Below are 16204 nucleotides of genomic sequence, written 5' to 3' on the forward strand. Positions count from 1 at the left end.
AGGAATGAGGGGTACAATAAGAATTTAGAGGATTTGTTCGAGTAGATAGTAATTAACAAATGGCTTCAGTTACCTGTTTTGACGTCTAGTATTTACTAATAATTAGGAGTGATAACTTTGAACGAACATAAAATTGCTGTAATGCAGCCTTACATTTTCCCATATTTAGGTTATTTTCATTTGATACAATCTAGCGAATTATTTATTTTTTACGATGATGTTAATTATATTAAGCGAGGATGGATTAACCGTAATAAGGTGCTTTGCAATGGGAAGGAACTATTATTTACAATTCCTGTTCAGAAGGCCAGCATGAATAAGTTAATTATGGAAATATCACCACTTATTGAAAAAGCCTGGATTGATAAGTTTTATAATCAACTATATCATAGCTACAGAAAAGCTCCTTATTTTGACGAAGCCATTGAACCGATTATGTCTATTTTTGATACTAAACATAACACTATTTCAGATCTAGCAATAGAGTCCATTACCACGATATACTCATATCTAGGAATAAACTTTAAATACAATAAGTCTTCAATTTGTTCTCCAGAAACAAGGGGGATGGACAAGGCTGATAGGCTTATAGAAATTACTAAGAAGCATGGTTTTGAAAATTATGTAAATGCTCCAGGAGGTAAGCAAATATATTCTAAAGACTATTTTGCAAGTAAAGGTGTAAATCTATCCTTTATCAAAAGCAGTAATGTAAGTTATTCACAGTACAGTGAAAAATTTGTTGATGGTCTCTCTGTTATTGATGTTATCATGTTTAATAGTAAGGAAGAAACAAAAAAACTATTGTCTTTCTATACTATCGAGTAAATGGTCAAAGAATAAAACTTATTCACTTATGAGGAATTGACAGTTGACTTAAGGCCCAGTGAATGTACAGCAAAGAACTATAACAATAAAATAGACAAACTTATGGAGGTAAAAGAGGAGTCAAAGAATAGCTGTATTTAAGAAATATTTAAGGAAGTTGTCTAAAAGGAGGAATTTACCGGGTTATAACCATGGCTTATTATTAAAGGAGGTTAAAAATGTTAGCAAATAAAAAGTTGTTGGTTTTAGGAGGAAAACCAGCTAGCTCATATGAAATTGTGCAATATGCAAAAAAGAAGGGTGTCTATACTATTGTGACCGATTTTTTGCCAAAGGAAAAGTCTGGGGCTAAGCAAATAGCAGACGAATGCTGGGACGTGAGCACTTCAGATTTGGATACATTAGAAAAATTAATAAAGGAAAATGATATAGATGGTGTTTTTACTGGCGTTCATGAGTTTAACATTAAAAAGACAATTGAACTTTGTGAAAAGTTAAACCTACCTTTTTATTGTAACAAGGAACAATGGGATCTTTGTTCAAACAAAAGTAAGTTTAAAAAATTATGTAGAGCTAATAATGTACCAGTTGTCAATGAATATAAGTTTAATGGCGATATAAAAGAGGATGTTATAAAAAAAATTAAATTCCCAGTTATTGTTAAACCGGTAGATAGTAGCGGTGGAACAGGAATACAAATATGTAATTCTTCTAAAGAGTTAATTAGTGCGTATAAAGAAGCTTTAAACCATTCAACCACAAAGGAAATTACAGTAGAAGATTTTATAAAAGGACAAGAATTTTCTGTAGTGTATACTTTGAAAGATGGAAAAATAAGTTTATCCTCGATGTGTGATAAGTACTTTACTCACTTTTCGGAAAAAACAATCCCTCTACCCGAAGCGTTTATATTTCCGTCTAGGTATCTACATGATTATCTAGAAAAGGAAAATTCAAAAGTTATAAGAATGTTTCAAAAACAAGGCCTTAGGAATGGTAGTTTATTTTTACAAGGAATCAAAAATGATGATGGTTTTCATTTTTTTGAAATGGGATATAGATTAAGTGGTGGTGGTGCATATAGATTTATAAGCAAGCTTAACGGCATAAATAACATGGAAATGATGGTTAATTATTCATTAAAAGGAAGTATGACCGGACATAATTTGAGTCAAGATGATCCCAATTTTAATAAAGTCTGCTGTACATTAAACTTTGTTGTAAAAGAAGGTATAGTAGGCAAAGAAATTGGAATCGAGAACATAAGCAATAATAGCAATATTATTTATGTTGAAAAAAGGTATAACGTAGGGGATCGTATAGAAAAAACTGGGACGCTGAGACAAGTTTATATGAGAGTTCACATCATTGAAGATAATTTCTCAACATTAGAAAAAACCATCCAGCGACTACAATCAAAAATTCGGATTTTAAATGATGAGGGTGAAGATATGGTGACATCTTGGTTTGATACTAAAAAACTAAAAGGTTATAGTAACGTTTTTAAATAAACATAAAAGGTTGATGGCAAAACATGATGTATAATTTAACAGAACGTTTTATAAATGAAATGCAGATCTTCTCAGAAGTAAAATTTTCAGATTCTACTCTTAACCAAGCAAAGAGATGCCTATTAGACTATCTAGGTGTAACGTATGCAGGAAGTTTTGCTTTAGGTAACAAAAAAAGAAGTTTATTGCTAAGTCAATTTGATCGTGGCCTAAAGGAAGCATCACTTATTGGCTTTAATAAGAAGGTCAGCGTTGAAGGTGCAGCTTATATTAACGGAGTAAGTGGCCATGTACTAGAGTTAGATGATGGTGTTAGATTTGGTGGAATACATCCAGGGGCTCCCATAATATCAGCGCTTCTTTCATTAGCTGAAAAAGAAAAAATCAGTGGTCAAAACTTACTTAAAGGTATAATAACAGGTTATGAAACAGCAATAAGAATAGCTTCTGCTATCCAGCCCTTTCATCATAATAGGGGGTATCATCCCACAGGTACATGTGGAACAATTGGTGCTACGGTAGCACTTGCTATTGCTTTGAATTTTACAAATGAGCAACTGAAGCTTGCATTCACTAATGCAGCAGTCAATGCATCTGGGACACTAAAAGTAATAGAAGGAGCTTCAGAAATCAAGGCACTTAATGCAGGGAATGCATCATTGAATGCTGTTATGGCAATTCACAGTGCAAGAGTAGGCTTTAAAGTGCCAGAGGATGTTCTCTCGGGTGAAAAGGGTTTTATAAATATGATGGCAGGGGAGTATGATGAATCGTTATTACTAAAAGAAAATTCAGAACCTGAAATAGAGAAAGTGTATTTCAAATTATATTCTGCCTGTAGGCACTGTCATTCTCCAATTGAGGCAGCGTTTAAAATAAGAAAACAAAAGCGCATAGTTCCAGAGGAAATAAAAAAAATAAGGATTAAAACTTATCGTTACGTTATAAACAAACATGATCATACAGATATTTTGGGAACTGCTTCAGCTAAAATGAGTATACCGTATAGCGTTGTGATAGCTTTATTGTTTGGAAGAGCACAAGACAGTGAATTTTCGCTGGAAAAAATTAAAGACCCAAGTGTTTTGTCTACAATAAACAAAGTTGAAATCATTGAAGATAAAGAATTATCGAAATGGGTACCAGAACGAAGACCGGCGATTATAGAAGTAACGCTGTATAATGGGGAGAAGTACAAGCAACAAGTTGATTTTCCCAAAGGAGAGCCAGAAAACCCTCTGACAAATCAAGAGCTGGAAGAAAAATTTAAAGAACTAGCTATTTATGGTGGAAAATCTGAAGATGAAACATATAAAATTATAAATTGTGTTTTGAATCTGCAAAATAGTCTAGATGACTTGCTTAAATACTTTTAGAACCAAAGCCAATCTCGAATTTAAAGGAGGTTATGTAATGGGGAATAAATTCAAATTGATTCTTGGAACAATGACCTTTGGTCCTCAAGCTAATCAAGAGGAAGCAAAAAAAATGACTAAACATTTTATTGAAAAAGGTTATCTAGAGATTGACACTGCTTATGTATATAACGAAGGACAGTCTGAAAAATTTTTGGGTGAGGCACTTCAACATACAAGACATGCTGGCCTGAGTTTAGCAACGAAAGTGAATCCAAGGGTAACAGGAAAATTAGATGCTGAGGCAGTAAAAACACAGTTTTCTAAATCTCTAGAAAGATTAAAAATGGATAAGGTAGATACTTTATATTTACATTTTCCAGACCTTTATACGCCCGTAGAAGAAGCGCTTAAAGCTTGTGCAGAATTATACGGAAAAAGAAAATTTAAACAACTAGGCCTTAGCAACTTTCCAGCATGGATGGTTGTAGATATTTGGCACCTGTGTAAGAAAAACGGTTGGCCAGCTCCAAAGATTTATCAGGGGGTCTATAATGGATTAAGCAGAAAGGCAGAAAATGAGCTTTTTCCAGCTATAAGGAGATTAGGGATAAGGTTTTATGCATATAACCCCCTTGCCGGAGGTATTTTATCTGGAAAATATGCAAAATATACGGAAAATCCGGAAGCAGGACGGTTTACCTATAGACCAAACTATATGGACAGGTACTGGAAAGAATCGTTCTTTGAAGCTTATAGCTTATTAAACAATCGTTGCAAAGAAGAGGGGATACCTATTGTGGAAGCTGCCTACAGGTGGCTTATGCATCACTCTTTACTAGATGCTAAAGAAGGGGATGGAATCCTCATTGGTGCATCAAGAATTGAGCAGCTTGAACAAAACTTAGATGTTGCAAACAAAGGACCTTTACCTCAAACTATTCTAGATGCCTTTGAGTTGGCTTGGGAAGACACGAAGTCAGAAAGTCCAGAATATTTCCGTTTTATAACAAAAAAGTAATTGGAGGATAAAAATGATTGAACCAAAGAAATTTTATTGCTATCTTAAAGGAGAAGGAATTAGTTTTTTTACGGGGGTGCCAGATTCATTATTAAATGATTTTTGTTTATATTTATCTGACAATATTTCCAAAGAAGAACATATTATTGCTGCAAATGAAGGAAATGCCATCGGGATTGCAACAGGAAGCTATTTAGCAACTGGAAAAACACCACTGGTGTATATGCAAAATTCAGGTATTGGGAATGCATTAAACCCGTTAATATCTTTGACAAACAAAGAAACTTATTCAATACCCATGGTTTTATTAATTGGTTGGAGAGGAGCTCCAGGTACAAATGACTGGACGCATCATAAAAAACAAGGAGAAGAGAGCCCAAGAATCTTAGAAACTCTTGATATACCTTATAAGGAACTAAACACAACGGAAGATGAAGAAGTTTTGGAAATGATACAATGGGCAACAAAAACAGCGTGTGAAAAAAGTAGTCCAGTAGCACTTCTGGCAAATAAAGGGGTGTTAGAGAAAGGGCAAAAAAAGGATTTATTATTGGAAGAAAGTGAATTAACCATGTCAAGAGAGGAGGCAATTGAAACAATTATAAAGACTGTCCCTAAAGATGCGTTATTTGTTGCTACTACTGGAAGAGCAACACGGGAAATCTACGAAGTCAGAAATAAGTGTGGGATGAATCATGATCATGATTTTTTAAACGTAGGTTCAATGGGACATGCTTCTTCTATAGTAGCTGGAATTGCAATGGGACAGAAAGAGCGCCTAGTAGTATGTCTAGATGGGGATGCAGCAGCCCTTATGCATATGGGTGCAATGCCAATTATTGGTTCTTCCGGGCTTTCTAATATACTTCATGTTGTACTTAATAATGGAGTTCATGAGTCTGTAGGAGGGCAACCGTCTATAGCGCATAAAATTAATTTTACTGGAGTTGCAAAAAGTGTTGGTTATCAAACCATTGAAGGTGAAGTAAAGACGAAAAAAGGACTGGTTAACGCTATTAACAGGTTGCTGCTTAATGAAAAAAAACCTGCATTTATTGATATGCACATCCGACAAGGGATTCGTAAAGATATACCTAAATTAGATGTTTCCTTGGAAGAGGTTAAAAAAAATTTAATGAAAGCTATAAAAAAAACTCAGTAGAAAGGAAGTCAGTCCATGAAAGATACAAAAGAGTTTTTAAAAAGAAACAGCTTGCCTGATGGAGATCAGTACGTTCTAAAAACTTCAGATAAAAGGTTTGGAGATGGTGCACAATACCGTTTCGAAGTGCCTGGAATTCAAGGACCTGGTCCGATGAAATGCCTTTTAGAAGAACTTGATACATATGGCATTGTCATACATCGTGTAACTCAAACAAAGGGTATTATGACACTTACGGATGAAGAAATTGAGGGGATGGTAGAGCTATCTGAGAAGCACCAAGTGGAGCTTGTTCTAGCGATAGGGCCAAGAGCCACTTATGATACAAGTGCATCGGTGCATACATCTGAAGGGCAAAGAATGGGGTATCGTCTTCGAGGGCAAGAACAAATCATACGAACAATAGAGGAGGTTAAGAGAGCTTCAAAATTTGGTTGTAGATCCTTTTTACTATATGACGAAGGCTCATTATGGATTCTAAATAAAGCAAGAGAAGAAGGAGAAATTGCAAAAAATTGCAAGTTTAAAATTTCTGCTCATACAGGGCACGGAAATCCATGCTCAGCTAAGTTACTAGAAACGATTGGTGCTAACTCTTTTAACCCAGTTAGAGATGTTCAGATACAAATGCTTGGCTCAATAAGAGATGCTGTAGGCATTCCAATTGATGTACATACAGAAAACCCAGCTTCTTCAGGTGGATTTATTAGACATTACGAAGTTCCAGAGATGATTAGAGTAGCTGCACCTATTTATTTAAAAACAGGCGGATCTGTAGCAAAAAATCACAGTTGGGAGACCACAGATGCTGATGCTAAGAAAAGAGCAAAACAAGTTAGGCTAGTGAAAAGAGTTATTGACAGTTATTATCCTGAGGCAGTATGTTCTCTAAAAGGTTCTATTTTATAAACCAAATAAATTAAGCTAATCGTGTATTGGGTTACTAAAGAGTAATCAATCAATAAAATAAATAGTAATGTAAATTATTTAAATAAATGGAGGGATTAACATGAGACATCACCAATATAACCCTGATTTTAATTTTGTAAAAGATCCTGTTGAATTTACCAAATATACTGATAGAGAGTTACTCCAATATTGTCTAGGTGCTAATTTATATATGCCTGGTACAAAAGACATCTTAGATACGGTTATAAAGAAAAAAATTCCGGGTTTAACCTCGATGGTAATGTGCTTTGAGGATGCAATAGCTGAGGAAGATTTGCCGGAAGCTGAAGAAAATGTTTTCAACTTCTTAAAACAAATGTCACAAATATTAACTTCAGGAACTATTCCCGAAAATGAAGCACCCTTATTTTTCTTTAGGGTTAGATCACCAGAGCAATTCAAACGTTTTACCAATCGTTTGAGTGCAAGCCAAATTAAAATTATAAGTGGATTTATATTTCCTAAGTTTTCGACAAAAGATGGTTACTTATACTTAGAACACCTAAAATACTTAAATGATAAATTTGAGGATGTATTATATGGCTTGCCAATTTTAGAAGGGCCAGAAATTGCTTTTAAAGAAACAAGGACTAGAGAACTAATGGGTATCAAGAATTTGCTTAAACCTTTTAGAGATCTAATACTTAATATTAGAGTAGGTGCAACTGATTTTTCCTCTAATTTTGGCGTAAGAAGAGGTATGGATTATACTATTTATGACATCTTAATGGTCAGAGATTGTCTTTCTGATATATTGAACTTTTTGTGTAGAGAAGAGGAAAACTATATAATTTCAGCACCAGTATGGGAATATTTTCTAGCAGATAAAAAGTCTAAACTAGACAGTTCAGTTGAAACAGATATTCATAGTTCTTTACTTAAAAGGAACCCTATTGTAAATTCGGCTGTTGATGGCTTGTTAAGAGAGGTAATTCTAGATAAAGCAAATGGTTTTGTGGGTAAGACTATTATTCATCCATCTCACTTGAAGTATGTAAATGCTATGCAGGCTGTTACTAGAGAAGAGTATGAAGATGCACTGCAGATTCTAGATACCTCTGGCGGAGTAATAAAAAGTACAAACAATAATAAAATGAATGAAATTAATCCACACAGGTACTGGGCAGAAAAAACCTATGCAAAAGCTCAAGCATATGGAGTAATTGAAGATAACTCAAGTTACGCTAAGTTATTTATGGTATAAAGTTTCTAAGCACTATGTTTCTTGTTCTACGTTCTAACAAGGAAGGAAGAGGTGATAAAATGAAACCAGTTATCACACCAATTACCGAAGATGATATTAGTAATCTTTCTATAGGTGATATGATCTTAATTTCAGGAATTATCTATACGGGACGAGATGCCGCATTACCCAAAATTGTCTCTCTGATTAACGAAGGTTGCTTAAAAGAATCGGGAATTGACTTAAAAGGAAAAGCTATTTTTCATACTGCTGTAAGTCCAGCTGGAATTGGGCCTACTTCTAGTAATAAACTTGATATAGAAAGTAGTATTCCTGAACTTTCTAAAGCTGGTGTTAAGATTCACTTAGGTAAGGGTGCTTTAAAGAACACTACAGTACAATCTTTAAATGAACATAATTCAGTTTACGCTACTGTCCCACCAGTTACTGCTTTACTTTCTAGCAAAATAAAGACTAAGAAAGTTGTTGCTTTCCCTGAGCAAGGTATGGAAGCATTTCACCTTCTTGAAGTTGATGGCTTTCCAGCAATTGTAACTGCAGCCCATGGGAAAACACTATTTTAAGGTCATTGGACAAGGAGGGCGACTAATGAAACAGAACCAATTAGTTATTGAAAAAGTTAAGCAAACTCTAATACGGGCGGCAACTACCTTCCGTAGTGACCAAAAAGATGCTTACCTAAAAGCTATAAAGCAGGAGACTACTCCTAGGGCAAAGTGGGTTCTAGAAAATCTTGTAGAGAACTCAGATGTTGCTAAACAGAACAAAAGCCCTATGTGTGATGACACAGGAATTCCACATTTAATACTAGAAGTTGGAAAGAACCACAGTGTTGATGGGGATTTACTTAAATCAATACAGCAAGGAGTTGCAGATGGACTAAGAGAACTACCTGGAAGACCTATGGCTATAAAAGGAGATGATGTGCAAAGACTTGATCAATCCGGGGGATTGGATCAAGATCCAGGGGCTTTGTCTCCAGCTCCCATAATTATAAAACATGTGGAACAAGATGAATTGCGGCTTCATATTCTTATGCAAGGTGGAGGTCCTGAAATTAGAGGTAAAACATATCGTGTATTTCATCAACATGATTTACAAGTGGTCGTTGATGAAGTTGTAAGTTGGGCAAAACAGGAGGTTGCTAAATTGGGGTGCGTTCCCTGTGTGCCAACGATTGGTATTGGAAGAACCCATTTTGAGGCAGCATCACTTATGCTCGAGGCAATGACTTATGGAAGCTTCGGAATACAAAACGACATAGAACGCGAAATAACTGAACGGATAAATCAAACTAATGTTGGACCGTTAGGTTTAAATGGGAATACCACAGCTTTAGCAAGTTTTTTACGAGTGGGTCCACAAAGGGCTAGTGGTGTGAGGATTGTATGTTTACGTCTGTGCTGCTGCGTTGAGCCTAGGGTAGCTAGTACCTTACTTTAAAAAAGGTGTGATATTATGAAAATACAGGTAACACGATCTTCGTTGCCAGAATTCGAGGAATATGTTGATGAAATAAAAGACTTATGGGATAGTCGATGGTTAACAAACATGGGTGTTAAACACAAGCAACTGGAAGCTGAATTAGAAGATTACCTAGCTGTCAAGGATGTATCCCTTTTTACCAATGGGCATTTAGCACTTGAAATGGCTATTGAGTCTATGGGGTTAGAGGGTGAAGTTATTACAACCCCATTTACCTTTGCATCTACTACCCATGCTATTGTAAGAAATGGTTTAGAACCTGTTTTCTGTGATGTTAATAGTGATGATTTTAACATTGACGTAGAAAAACTTGAGAGTCTTATTACCGATAGGACAACAGCAATTATTCCAGTGCATGTTTTTGGAAATATATGCGATGTTAAAACGATTGATAAAATTGCTAATAAGTATAACTTAAAAGTCATTTACGACGCAGCTCACGCTTTTGGAGTAACTATAGATGGTGTTTCTGTTGCTAATTTTGGCGATGCATCAATGTTTAGTTTTCACGCAACCAAAGTTTTTAATACAATAGAGGGCGGAGCATTAACATCTAATCACCAGGTGTTAAAAGATAAACTTAATGCTTTAAAGAACTTTGGTATGAATTGTAGCGGAAATATTGACTATATAGGTGGTAATGCTAAGATGAGTGAATTTCAGGCTGCTATGGGGTTATGTAATCTGCGTCATATAGAAGATGATATTTCAAAAAGGAAGCAAATTGTTAACCGTTATCGAGGAAACCTAGGTGATATTAGAGAAATAAAATTTATAAAAGAGCAAAAAGGAGTAAGAAGTAATTATTCTTATTTGCCAGTACTTTTTAAAGGTTACAAACAGAATAGAGACGAAGTATTTGAGAAGTTAAAAAAACAAGGGGTTACACCACGAAAGTACTTCTATCCATTAACTTCAGACTTTCCATGTTACAAGGGGAGATTTAATCAAAGCTATACTCCAGTTGCAAAAGAAATTTCAGAAAAAATACTGTGTCTTCCGCTCTACGCTGATCTATCTTTAAAAGATGTGGACCGGATTTGTGAAATTATTTTATCTTAAACTTTGATAAGTTAAAATATATTATGAGGGGGAAATGGTTATGAAAGGAATTATATTAGCTGGGGGTTCAGGTACGCGCCTGTATCCAATTACTAAAGCAACTTCTAAACAACTTTTGCCTGTTTATGATAAGCCAATGATTTATTATCCATTATCAGCATTAATGTTAGCGGGAATCAGAGAGGTGTTAATCATCTCAACTCCAGAGGATATATATAGCTATGAGCAGCTTCTTGGCGATGGGAAAGATATTGGTATGTCTTTTGAATATGCTATTCAGGATAAACCTAACGGTCTTGCAGAAGCATTCATTATTGGAGAAGAGTTTATTGAAGACTCTAATGTAGCTTTAGTACTTGGTGATAATATTTTCTATGCTTCTAACTTTGGAAACAGGCTAAGGAAAGCAGCTCAACTGGAAAAAGGCGGAATCATATTCGGCTGTTACGTAAATGACCCTAGAGCTTATGGCGTTGTAGAAGTTGACGAAAATAATAATGCAATCTCAATAGAAGAAAAGCCTGAGAATCCTAAGTCTTCTTACGCTGTACCAGGATTATACTTTTTTGATAATAATGTTGTAGACATTGCAAAAAATGTTAAACCTTCGGCAAGGGGAGAGAAGGAAATTACATCGGTAATTGATGCTTACTTGCAAAAGGGAGAGCTGAAGGTACAATTAACAGGTAGAGGGTTAGCCTGGCTGGATACAGGAACACATGAATCTTTGTTAGAAGCTTCTAACTTTGTAGAAGCTATCCAAAAAAGACAAGGGCTATATATATCTTCTATTGAAGAAATTGCATATAGAAGGGGATATATTTCAAAGGAACAACTTCAGAGATTAGCAGAACCTCTCATTAAGACAGAATATGGTAAATACTTAATGGATATATCGAAAGAAGGTTAATAATTTTAAATTAAAATCAAAGGAGCTGTTTTCTATGAATATATTAGTTACTGGAGGGGCTGGGTTTATAGGCTCTAACTTTGTAAAATATATGCTTAATACTCACGATGTGAATATTGTAAATTTAGATGATCTAACATATGCAGGAAACTTAAAAAATCTAGAGGATATTGAAAATCATAAAAGTTATAACTTCATTAAAGGTGACATTTGTGATAGAAGTCTTTTAGAACAAATATTTTCACAATACAAAGTTGACCAAGTAGTTAATTTTGCTGCAGAATCCCACGTGGATAGAAGTATTGAAAATCCTGAGATCTTTCTTCAGACTAACGTACTTGGAACTCAGGCTCTTTTAGATATATCAAAAAAGCATTGGAAGATTAACCCTGAAGATAAATACTGTAAAGAGTATAAACAAGGGGTAAAATTTTTACAAGTCTCGACTGATGAAGTTTATGGTTCACTGGGTAAAGAAGGACTTTTTACTGAAGAAACAAACTTGCGGCCTAACAGTCCATATTCTGCATCCAAAACTTCTGCGGACCTACTAGTGCGCTCTTATAATAAAACCTATGGAATGCCTGTAAATATAACACGATGCTCAAATAATTATGGTCCTTATCAATTTCCCGAAAAGCTAATACCATTGATGATCAACAACTGCTTAAATGATAAAGAACTACCAGTTTACGGTGACGGCATGCAAATTAGAGATTGGCTTCATGTAAAAGATCATTGCACTGCTATTGACACAGTTCTAAGTAAAGGATTAGACGGTGAGGTTTATAATATTGGTGGAAATAACGAAAAAGCTAATATTGAAATTATTAAACTGATTATTGAAACATTAGGAAAATCGGAAAACTTAATAAAATATGTAAAAGATAGACCAGGACATGATAGACGTTATGCTATAGATAACACCAAAATTACAAATGAGTTAGGTTGGGAACCATCCTATACGTTTGAACAGGGTATAAAAGAGACAATAGAGTGGTACTTAAACAACAGTGAGTGGATTAAAGATATTGTAAATGGTGACTATGTAAAGTACTATTCGTCAATGTATAATAATGAGAGTGAAGTTGCCGTAGCTAAAGAGATTTAAGTAGAATAATTCTATAAACTGGGGTAAGGAGCTTGGTAAAATGAATAAAATAAAAGTGTTAAGTGTTTTCGGCACAAGACCTGAGGCTATAAAAATGGCACCATTAATTAAGGAGCTAGAGAAAGAAGAATTAATTGAAAGTTATGTGTGTGTTACAGCACAACATAGAGAAATGCTTGATCAAGTTCTAGATATTTTTAATATTAAGCCTGATTTTGATTTGGATATTATGCAACAAAGGCAAACCCTGGCGACAGTGACTACAAGGGCTATAGAAGGGTTAGATAATGTTATAAAAGAAATAAAGCCTAATATAGTTTTAGTACATGGTGATACAACCACTACTTTTGCTGGTGCAGTAGCCTCCTTTTATAACAAGGTGTCAGTTGGTCATGTAGAGGCAGGCCTTCGGACGGATGATAAGTACTCACCATTTCCAGAAGAAATGAACAGGAAGTTGACAGGCAATATTACTGAGATACATTTTGCGCCAACTATCAGAAACAAGGAAAATCTGCTAAAAGAAGGTATCAAGGAAGAAATTTACTTAACAGGCAATACTGTGATAGATGCTTTAAACCATACTGTTAGGAAAGATTACCAATTCAAAAATGAACAATTACAAGACATAGATTTTTCGAGTGGAAGACATATTCTAATGACCGCTCACAGACGAGAAAATTTAGGAGAGCCACTTGAAAATATATGTAAGGCGGTTAGAAAATTGGTGGAGGAATTTGAAGATATTAATGTTACTTATCCTGTACACTTAAATCCAGCCGTTAGAGAAACAGTAAACAATATACTAGGAGATGTTGAAAGGGTTAATTTAATAGAGCCAGTAGATGTTGAAGACATGCATAACCTTATGGATAGATCATATATGATTATGACTGACTCAGGGGGATTGCAAGAAGAAGCTCCTTCTTTAGGAAAACCAGTATTAGTTTTGAGAACTGAGACGGAAAGGCCAGAGGCTGTTAAAGCTGGAACTGTCAAAATTGCTGGAGTTACGGAAGCTGAAGTTTACAACAAAGGAATAGAGCTTTTAACAAACATAGTTTCATATAATATTATGGCAAAGGCAGCTAATCCTTATGGAGATGGACAAGCATCTAAGCGTATTGTACAAGCTATTTTGAATAAGTTTGGTTTAGAAAAGGAAGAACGGTTAGCATACTTAGATACTAGCGTAGGCTAGACAAGGGACAAAGGGATAGAAAAGGAAGAGGCCACTGAAAAAGCAAAAGTAGGGAAAATTATGTGATTAGCAGTTGGTTCATCATGTAAATATACAAAAGCCTCCAATGTTTGATATAATGGTATTGACCAAAACACCATAAACAAACAAAAAGGAGGCTTTTTTCAATGCTTAACGACCCAAACAATCGATTAAGCTTCTATTTAATATTATACAATAGAATCACCAAAAATCATACATTGAAGTTAATCACATAAAAGCTGATCAAAGTACTATGGCAGGCCAGCCAAGAATCCGAAATGATGATAATGTAAATGCTATCCTAAAAGTGTACCAGTTAGAGCCATTTCGCTAGCGAATTAGTTTACCACCTATCATAAAATTCCTGTAAAGTATAGTCAGATAGATAAGATCATGAAAGAAAAGTCTTGGGGTCTACCATGGAAATATGAGATAGACCCCTAATATATTACGTATAAATTTGTGATTAAAGGGGTCTGATTCTTTAAAAAATTGAGTCACACCCCTTTAAATTATAATATAAACTGATATAATGATTAGCAAACGAGGGTGTGGCTCGCGGGGTCAGTTGCTCAGAAATGAGTTAACTCAGTCCTGAAATGCCGCCCTCGTTTTTGTTGTGTCCGTAACGTTGACCGGGATGATGCCGTCCTACGGGAAGTGGCTCTGCTAGTAGACGTAACGTTGGATTACAACTTTAATTGGGTGCAAATAAAAAATAGGAGGGAGAATGATGCAAGGTCAGCAGATGATAGTTGGTGTAGACGTAGGTTATTACAATCATCATGTAGCTATAGGCTTAGCAGGAGATATTTTAAAGGATTTTGAGATACCCCATAGCCAGAAAGGGTTTAGGTATTTCTTTAATCAAATAACATCTTTTGTACAAGCTTATGAAGTATCAGACATAGTTGTTGGTATGGAGGGGACTAATGGCCATGCTCGGCCATTAGATCAAATGGTTAAAGATAAAGGGTACATGTTACTAAATGTTAATAACCTAAAGTTTGCCCGTTTTAAAGAAATCTTCGCTACACCAGAGAAAAATGACCGCATGGATGCAAGACAAATAGTCACCCTTATGATGATGGCCCCAATGATGGAACAAGGCAAGGAAGTGCTTCAAGAAGTGCATAACACATCTGAGATTGAAACTAAATTAAAACGTATTAGTCGCCGTCGCCATCAGATAGTTAAAGAAAAAGTTATAATACAAAATAGAATGCAAGCAGATCTGCAATCTGTATGCCCAGGTTTTTTGAAAATGTTTGCATCTGTGGATGCCTTTTATGTACTGCGCTTTTTGAGCTGTCGTCCGGACTTGCGTAAGTTAAAAAGACTTAGATTACCGACAATACTCAAGATTCAAGGTGTTGGTAAAGGACATGCTAAAAAGTTACAAAGGTGGCAAGAGGAAGCTAGCTTTGGCTCAGAAGTAGAGTGGGTAGGCCCTATGATAGCAGAAGATGCTTCGCGCTTATTAGCCCTTAAAGAAAGGTTAATTGAATTAGAAAAACAAATCAAATCATTAGTTAGGCAGTCAAGATTGGGCTCTCTTATTCGAAGCATACCAGGCTTTGGCCCTATTTGTTCTGGAATAATAGCTGCAGAAATAGGTACAATTAGTAGGTTTGACTCTGAGGCTGGGTTAGCAATCTACCTAGGTATGGCTCCTCTTGACAATAGTTCTGGCCTATATGAAGGAACAAAATCACCTAAACAAGTTAACAAACATGCGAAAAAAGCTATGATGCAAGCACTGCAGCATCATGTGCGAAGGGTTGATGAATCTAAAGTTTACTTCCAAAAAAAATGTGATGAAGGCAAGAAATACAATCAAGCTCTGCGGTCCTTAGGACGGCATTTAACAAGAGTAATATGGAGTATGATCAAAAACAATAGAAAATATGAACGTCGTGAAAAAGAAACAAGTAAAGCTGCGTAATTTTTAAAAACACTTTTTCTAAACTAAGGGAACTTATGTTCAACTATATCCATTTAAAAGAAAAAAAGTTAAAAATAAACATATTATAAAGAAACTTGACAAAACGTACGGGATGTTCAGGACTGTAATACTGCAATTCGTGAAACATCTCTATTTCGGGAGATGTTTTTCTGCTTATTATAAAGGATTTCAAACATTATTGGAGAATAGCTAAAATAATATCATACTTGAGGTGGTTATAAGAGCAGATGATAAGTGATAGATGAAAGATGATAGATATAAACCATAGAGAATCAATATGTGCTCCTTCACGGTCGCTATCTATTACTTATCATCTAAAAAAGATGGTTTTAAGAGCAGGATGAAAAATGATAGATGAAAGGTGATAAAGAGCAGATGATAAGTGAAAGATGAAAGGTGATAGATAAGATATTAATATC

The 16204-nt window shown here is 35.1% G+C and carries 14 protein-coding genes; all 14 read left to right on the plus strand.

All coding sequences use genetic code 11. The annotated features are described in order from the left end of the window. The first annotated feature begins 117 nt into the window (after window positions 1–117). The 14 genes from PRVXH_RS06220 to PRVXH_RS06285 all read left to right on the plus strand — a co-directional run bounded on the left by PRVXH_RS06220 (window position 118) and on the right by PRVXH_RS06285 (window position 15764). Window positions 118–828 carry a WbqC family protein gene (locus tag PRVXH_RS06220; RefSeq protein ID WP_353894438.1) on the plus strand — a complete coding sequence of 237 codons (711 nt, stop codon included), beginning with the start codon at window positions 118–120 and terminating at the stop codon, window positions 826–828. A 218-nt stretch (window positions 829–1046) separates the two neighbouring features. After that, complete coding sequence (locus PRVXH_RS06225) at window positions 1047–2339, plus strand: ATP-grasp domain-containing protein (protein ID WP_353894439.1); 1293 nt, start codon at window positions 1047–1049, stop codon at window positions 2337–2339. A gap of 23 nt (window positions 2340–2362) precedes the next feature. Further along, window positions 2363–3715, plus strand: a complete 1353-nt coding sequence (locus PRVXH_RS06230; RefSeq protein WP_353894440.1) for an MmgE/PrpD family protein — start codon at window positions 2363–2365, stop codon at window positions 3713–3715. 37 nt (window positions 3716–3752) lie between these two features. After that, on the plus strand, window positions 3753–4715 hold the full coding sequence (locus PRVXH_RS06235; protein WP_353894441.1) for an aldo/keto reductase: 963 nt from the start codon (window positions 3753–3755) through the stop codon (window positions 4713–4715). A gap of 13 nt (window positions 4716–4728) precedes the next feature. Beyond that, complete coding sequence (gene aepY, locus PRVXH_RS06240) at window positions 4729–5877, plus strand: phosphonopyruvate decarboxylase (protein ID WP_353894442.1); 1149 nt, start codon at window positions 4729–4731, stop codon at window positions 5875–5877. 15 nt (window positions 5878–5892) lie between these two features. Then, the gene (locus PRVXH_RS06245; protein ID WP_353894443.1) at window positions 5893–6786 is read left to right on the plus strand and encodes a hypothetical protein; all 894 of its coding nucleotides are present in this window, start codon (window positions 5893–5895) and stop codon (window positions 6784–6786) included. 100 nt (window positions 6787–6886) lie between these two features. Then, window positions 6887–8029 (plus strand): HpcH/HpaI aldolase/citrate lyase family protein, encoded by a 1143-nt coding sequence (locus tag PRVXH_RS06250; RefSeq protein ID WP_353894444.1) that lies wholly within the window; start codon window positions 6887–6889, stop codon window positions 8027–8029. Window positions 8030–8088: 59 nt separating this feature from the next. After that, complete coding sequence (locus PRVXH_RS06255; protein ID WP_353894445.1) at window positions 8089–8592, plus strand: fumarate hydratase C-terminal domain-containing protein; 504 nt, start codon at window positions 8089–8091, stop codon at window positions 8590–8592. Between the two features lie 25 nt (window positions 8593–8617). Beyond that, entirely contained in the window at window positions 8618–9472 is an 855-nt protein-coding gene (locus tag PRVXH_RS06260) for a fumarate hydratase (RefSeq protein WP_353894446.1), read from the plus strand. Between the two features lie 15 nt (window positions 9473–9487). After that, entirely contained in the window at window positions 9488–10576 is a 1089-nt protein-coding gene (locus PRVXH_RS06265) for a DegT/DnrJ/EryC1/StrS family aminotransferase (protein WP_353894447.1), read from the plus strand. A gap of 40 nt (window positions 10577–10616) precedes the next feature. Then, window positions 10617–11486, plus strand: coding sequence for a glucose-1-phosphate thymidylyltransferase RfbA (rfbA, locus tag PRVXH_RS06270; RefSeq protein ID WP_353894448.1), 870 nt, complete (start codon window positions 10617–10619; stop codon window positions 11484–11486). A gap of 34 nt (window positions 11487–11520) precedes the next feature. Beyond that, on the plus strand, window positions 11521–12597 hold the full coding sequence (rfbB, locus tag PRVXH_RS06275) for a dTDP-glucose 4,6-dehydratase (protein WP_353894449.1): 1077 nt from the start codon (window positions 11521–11523) through the stop codon (window positions 12595–12597). A 40-nt stretch (window positions 12598–12637) separates the two neighbouring features. Next, window positions 12638–13798, plus strand: a complete 1161-nt coding sequence (gene wecB, locus PRVXH_RS06280; protein ID WP_353894450.1) for a UDP-N-acetylglucosamine 2-epimerase (non-hydrolyzing) — start codon at window positions 12638–12640, stop codon at window positions 13796–13798. 751 nt (window positions 13799–14549) lie between these two features. Further along, entirely contained in the window at window positions 14550–15764 is a 1215-nt protein-coding gene (locus tag PRVXH_RS06285) for an IS110 family transposase (RefSeq protein ID WP_353892797.1), read from the plus strand. The last annotated feature ends 440 nt before the right edge of the window (window positions 15765–16204 follow it).

Origin of the sequence: Proteinivorax hydrogeniformans (assembly GCF_040515995.1) — a bacterium.
Lineage (GTDB): Bacteria > Bacillota > Proteinivoracia > Proteinivoracales > Proteinivoracaceae > Proteinivorax > Proteinivorax hydrogeniformans.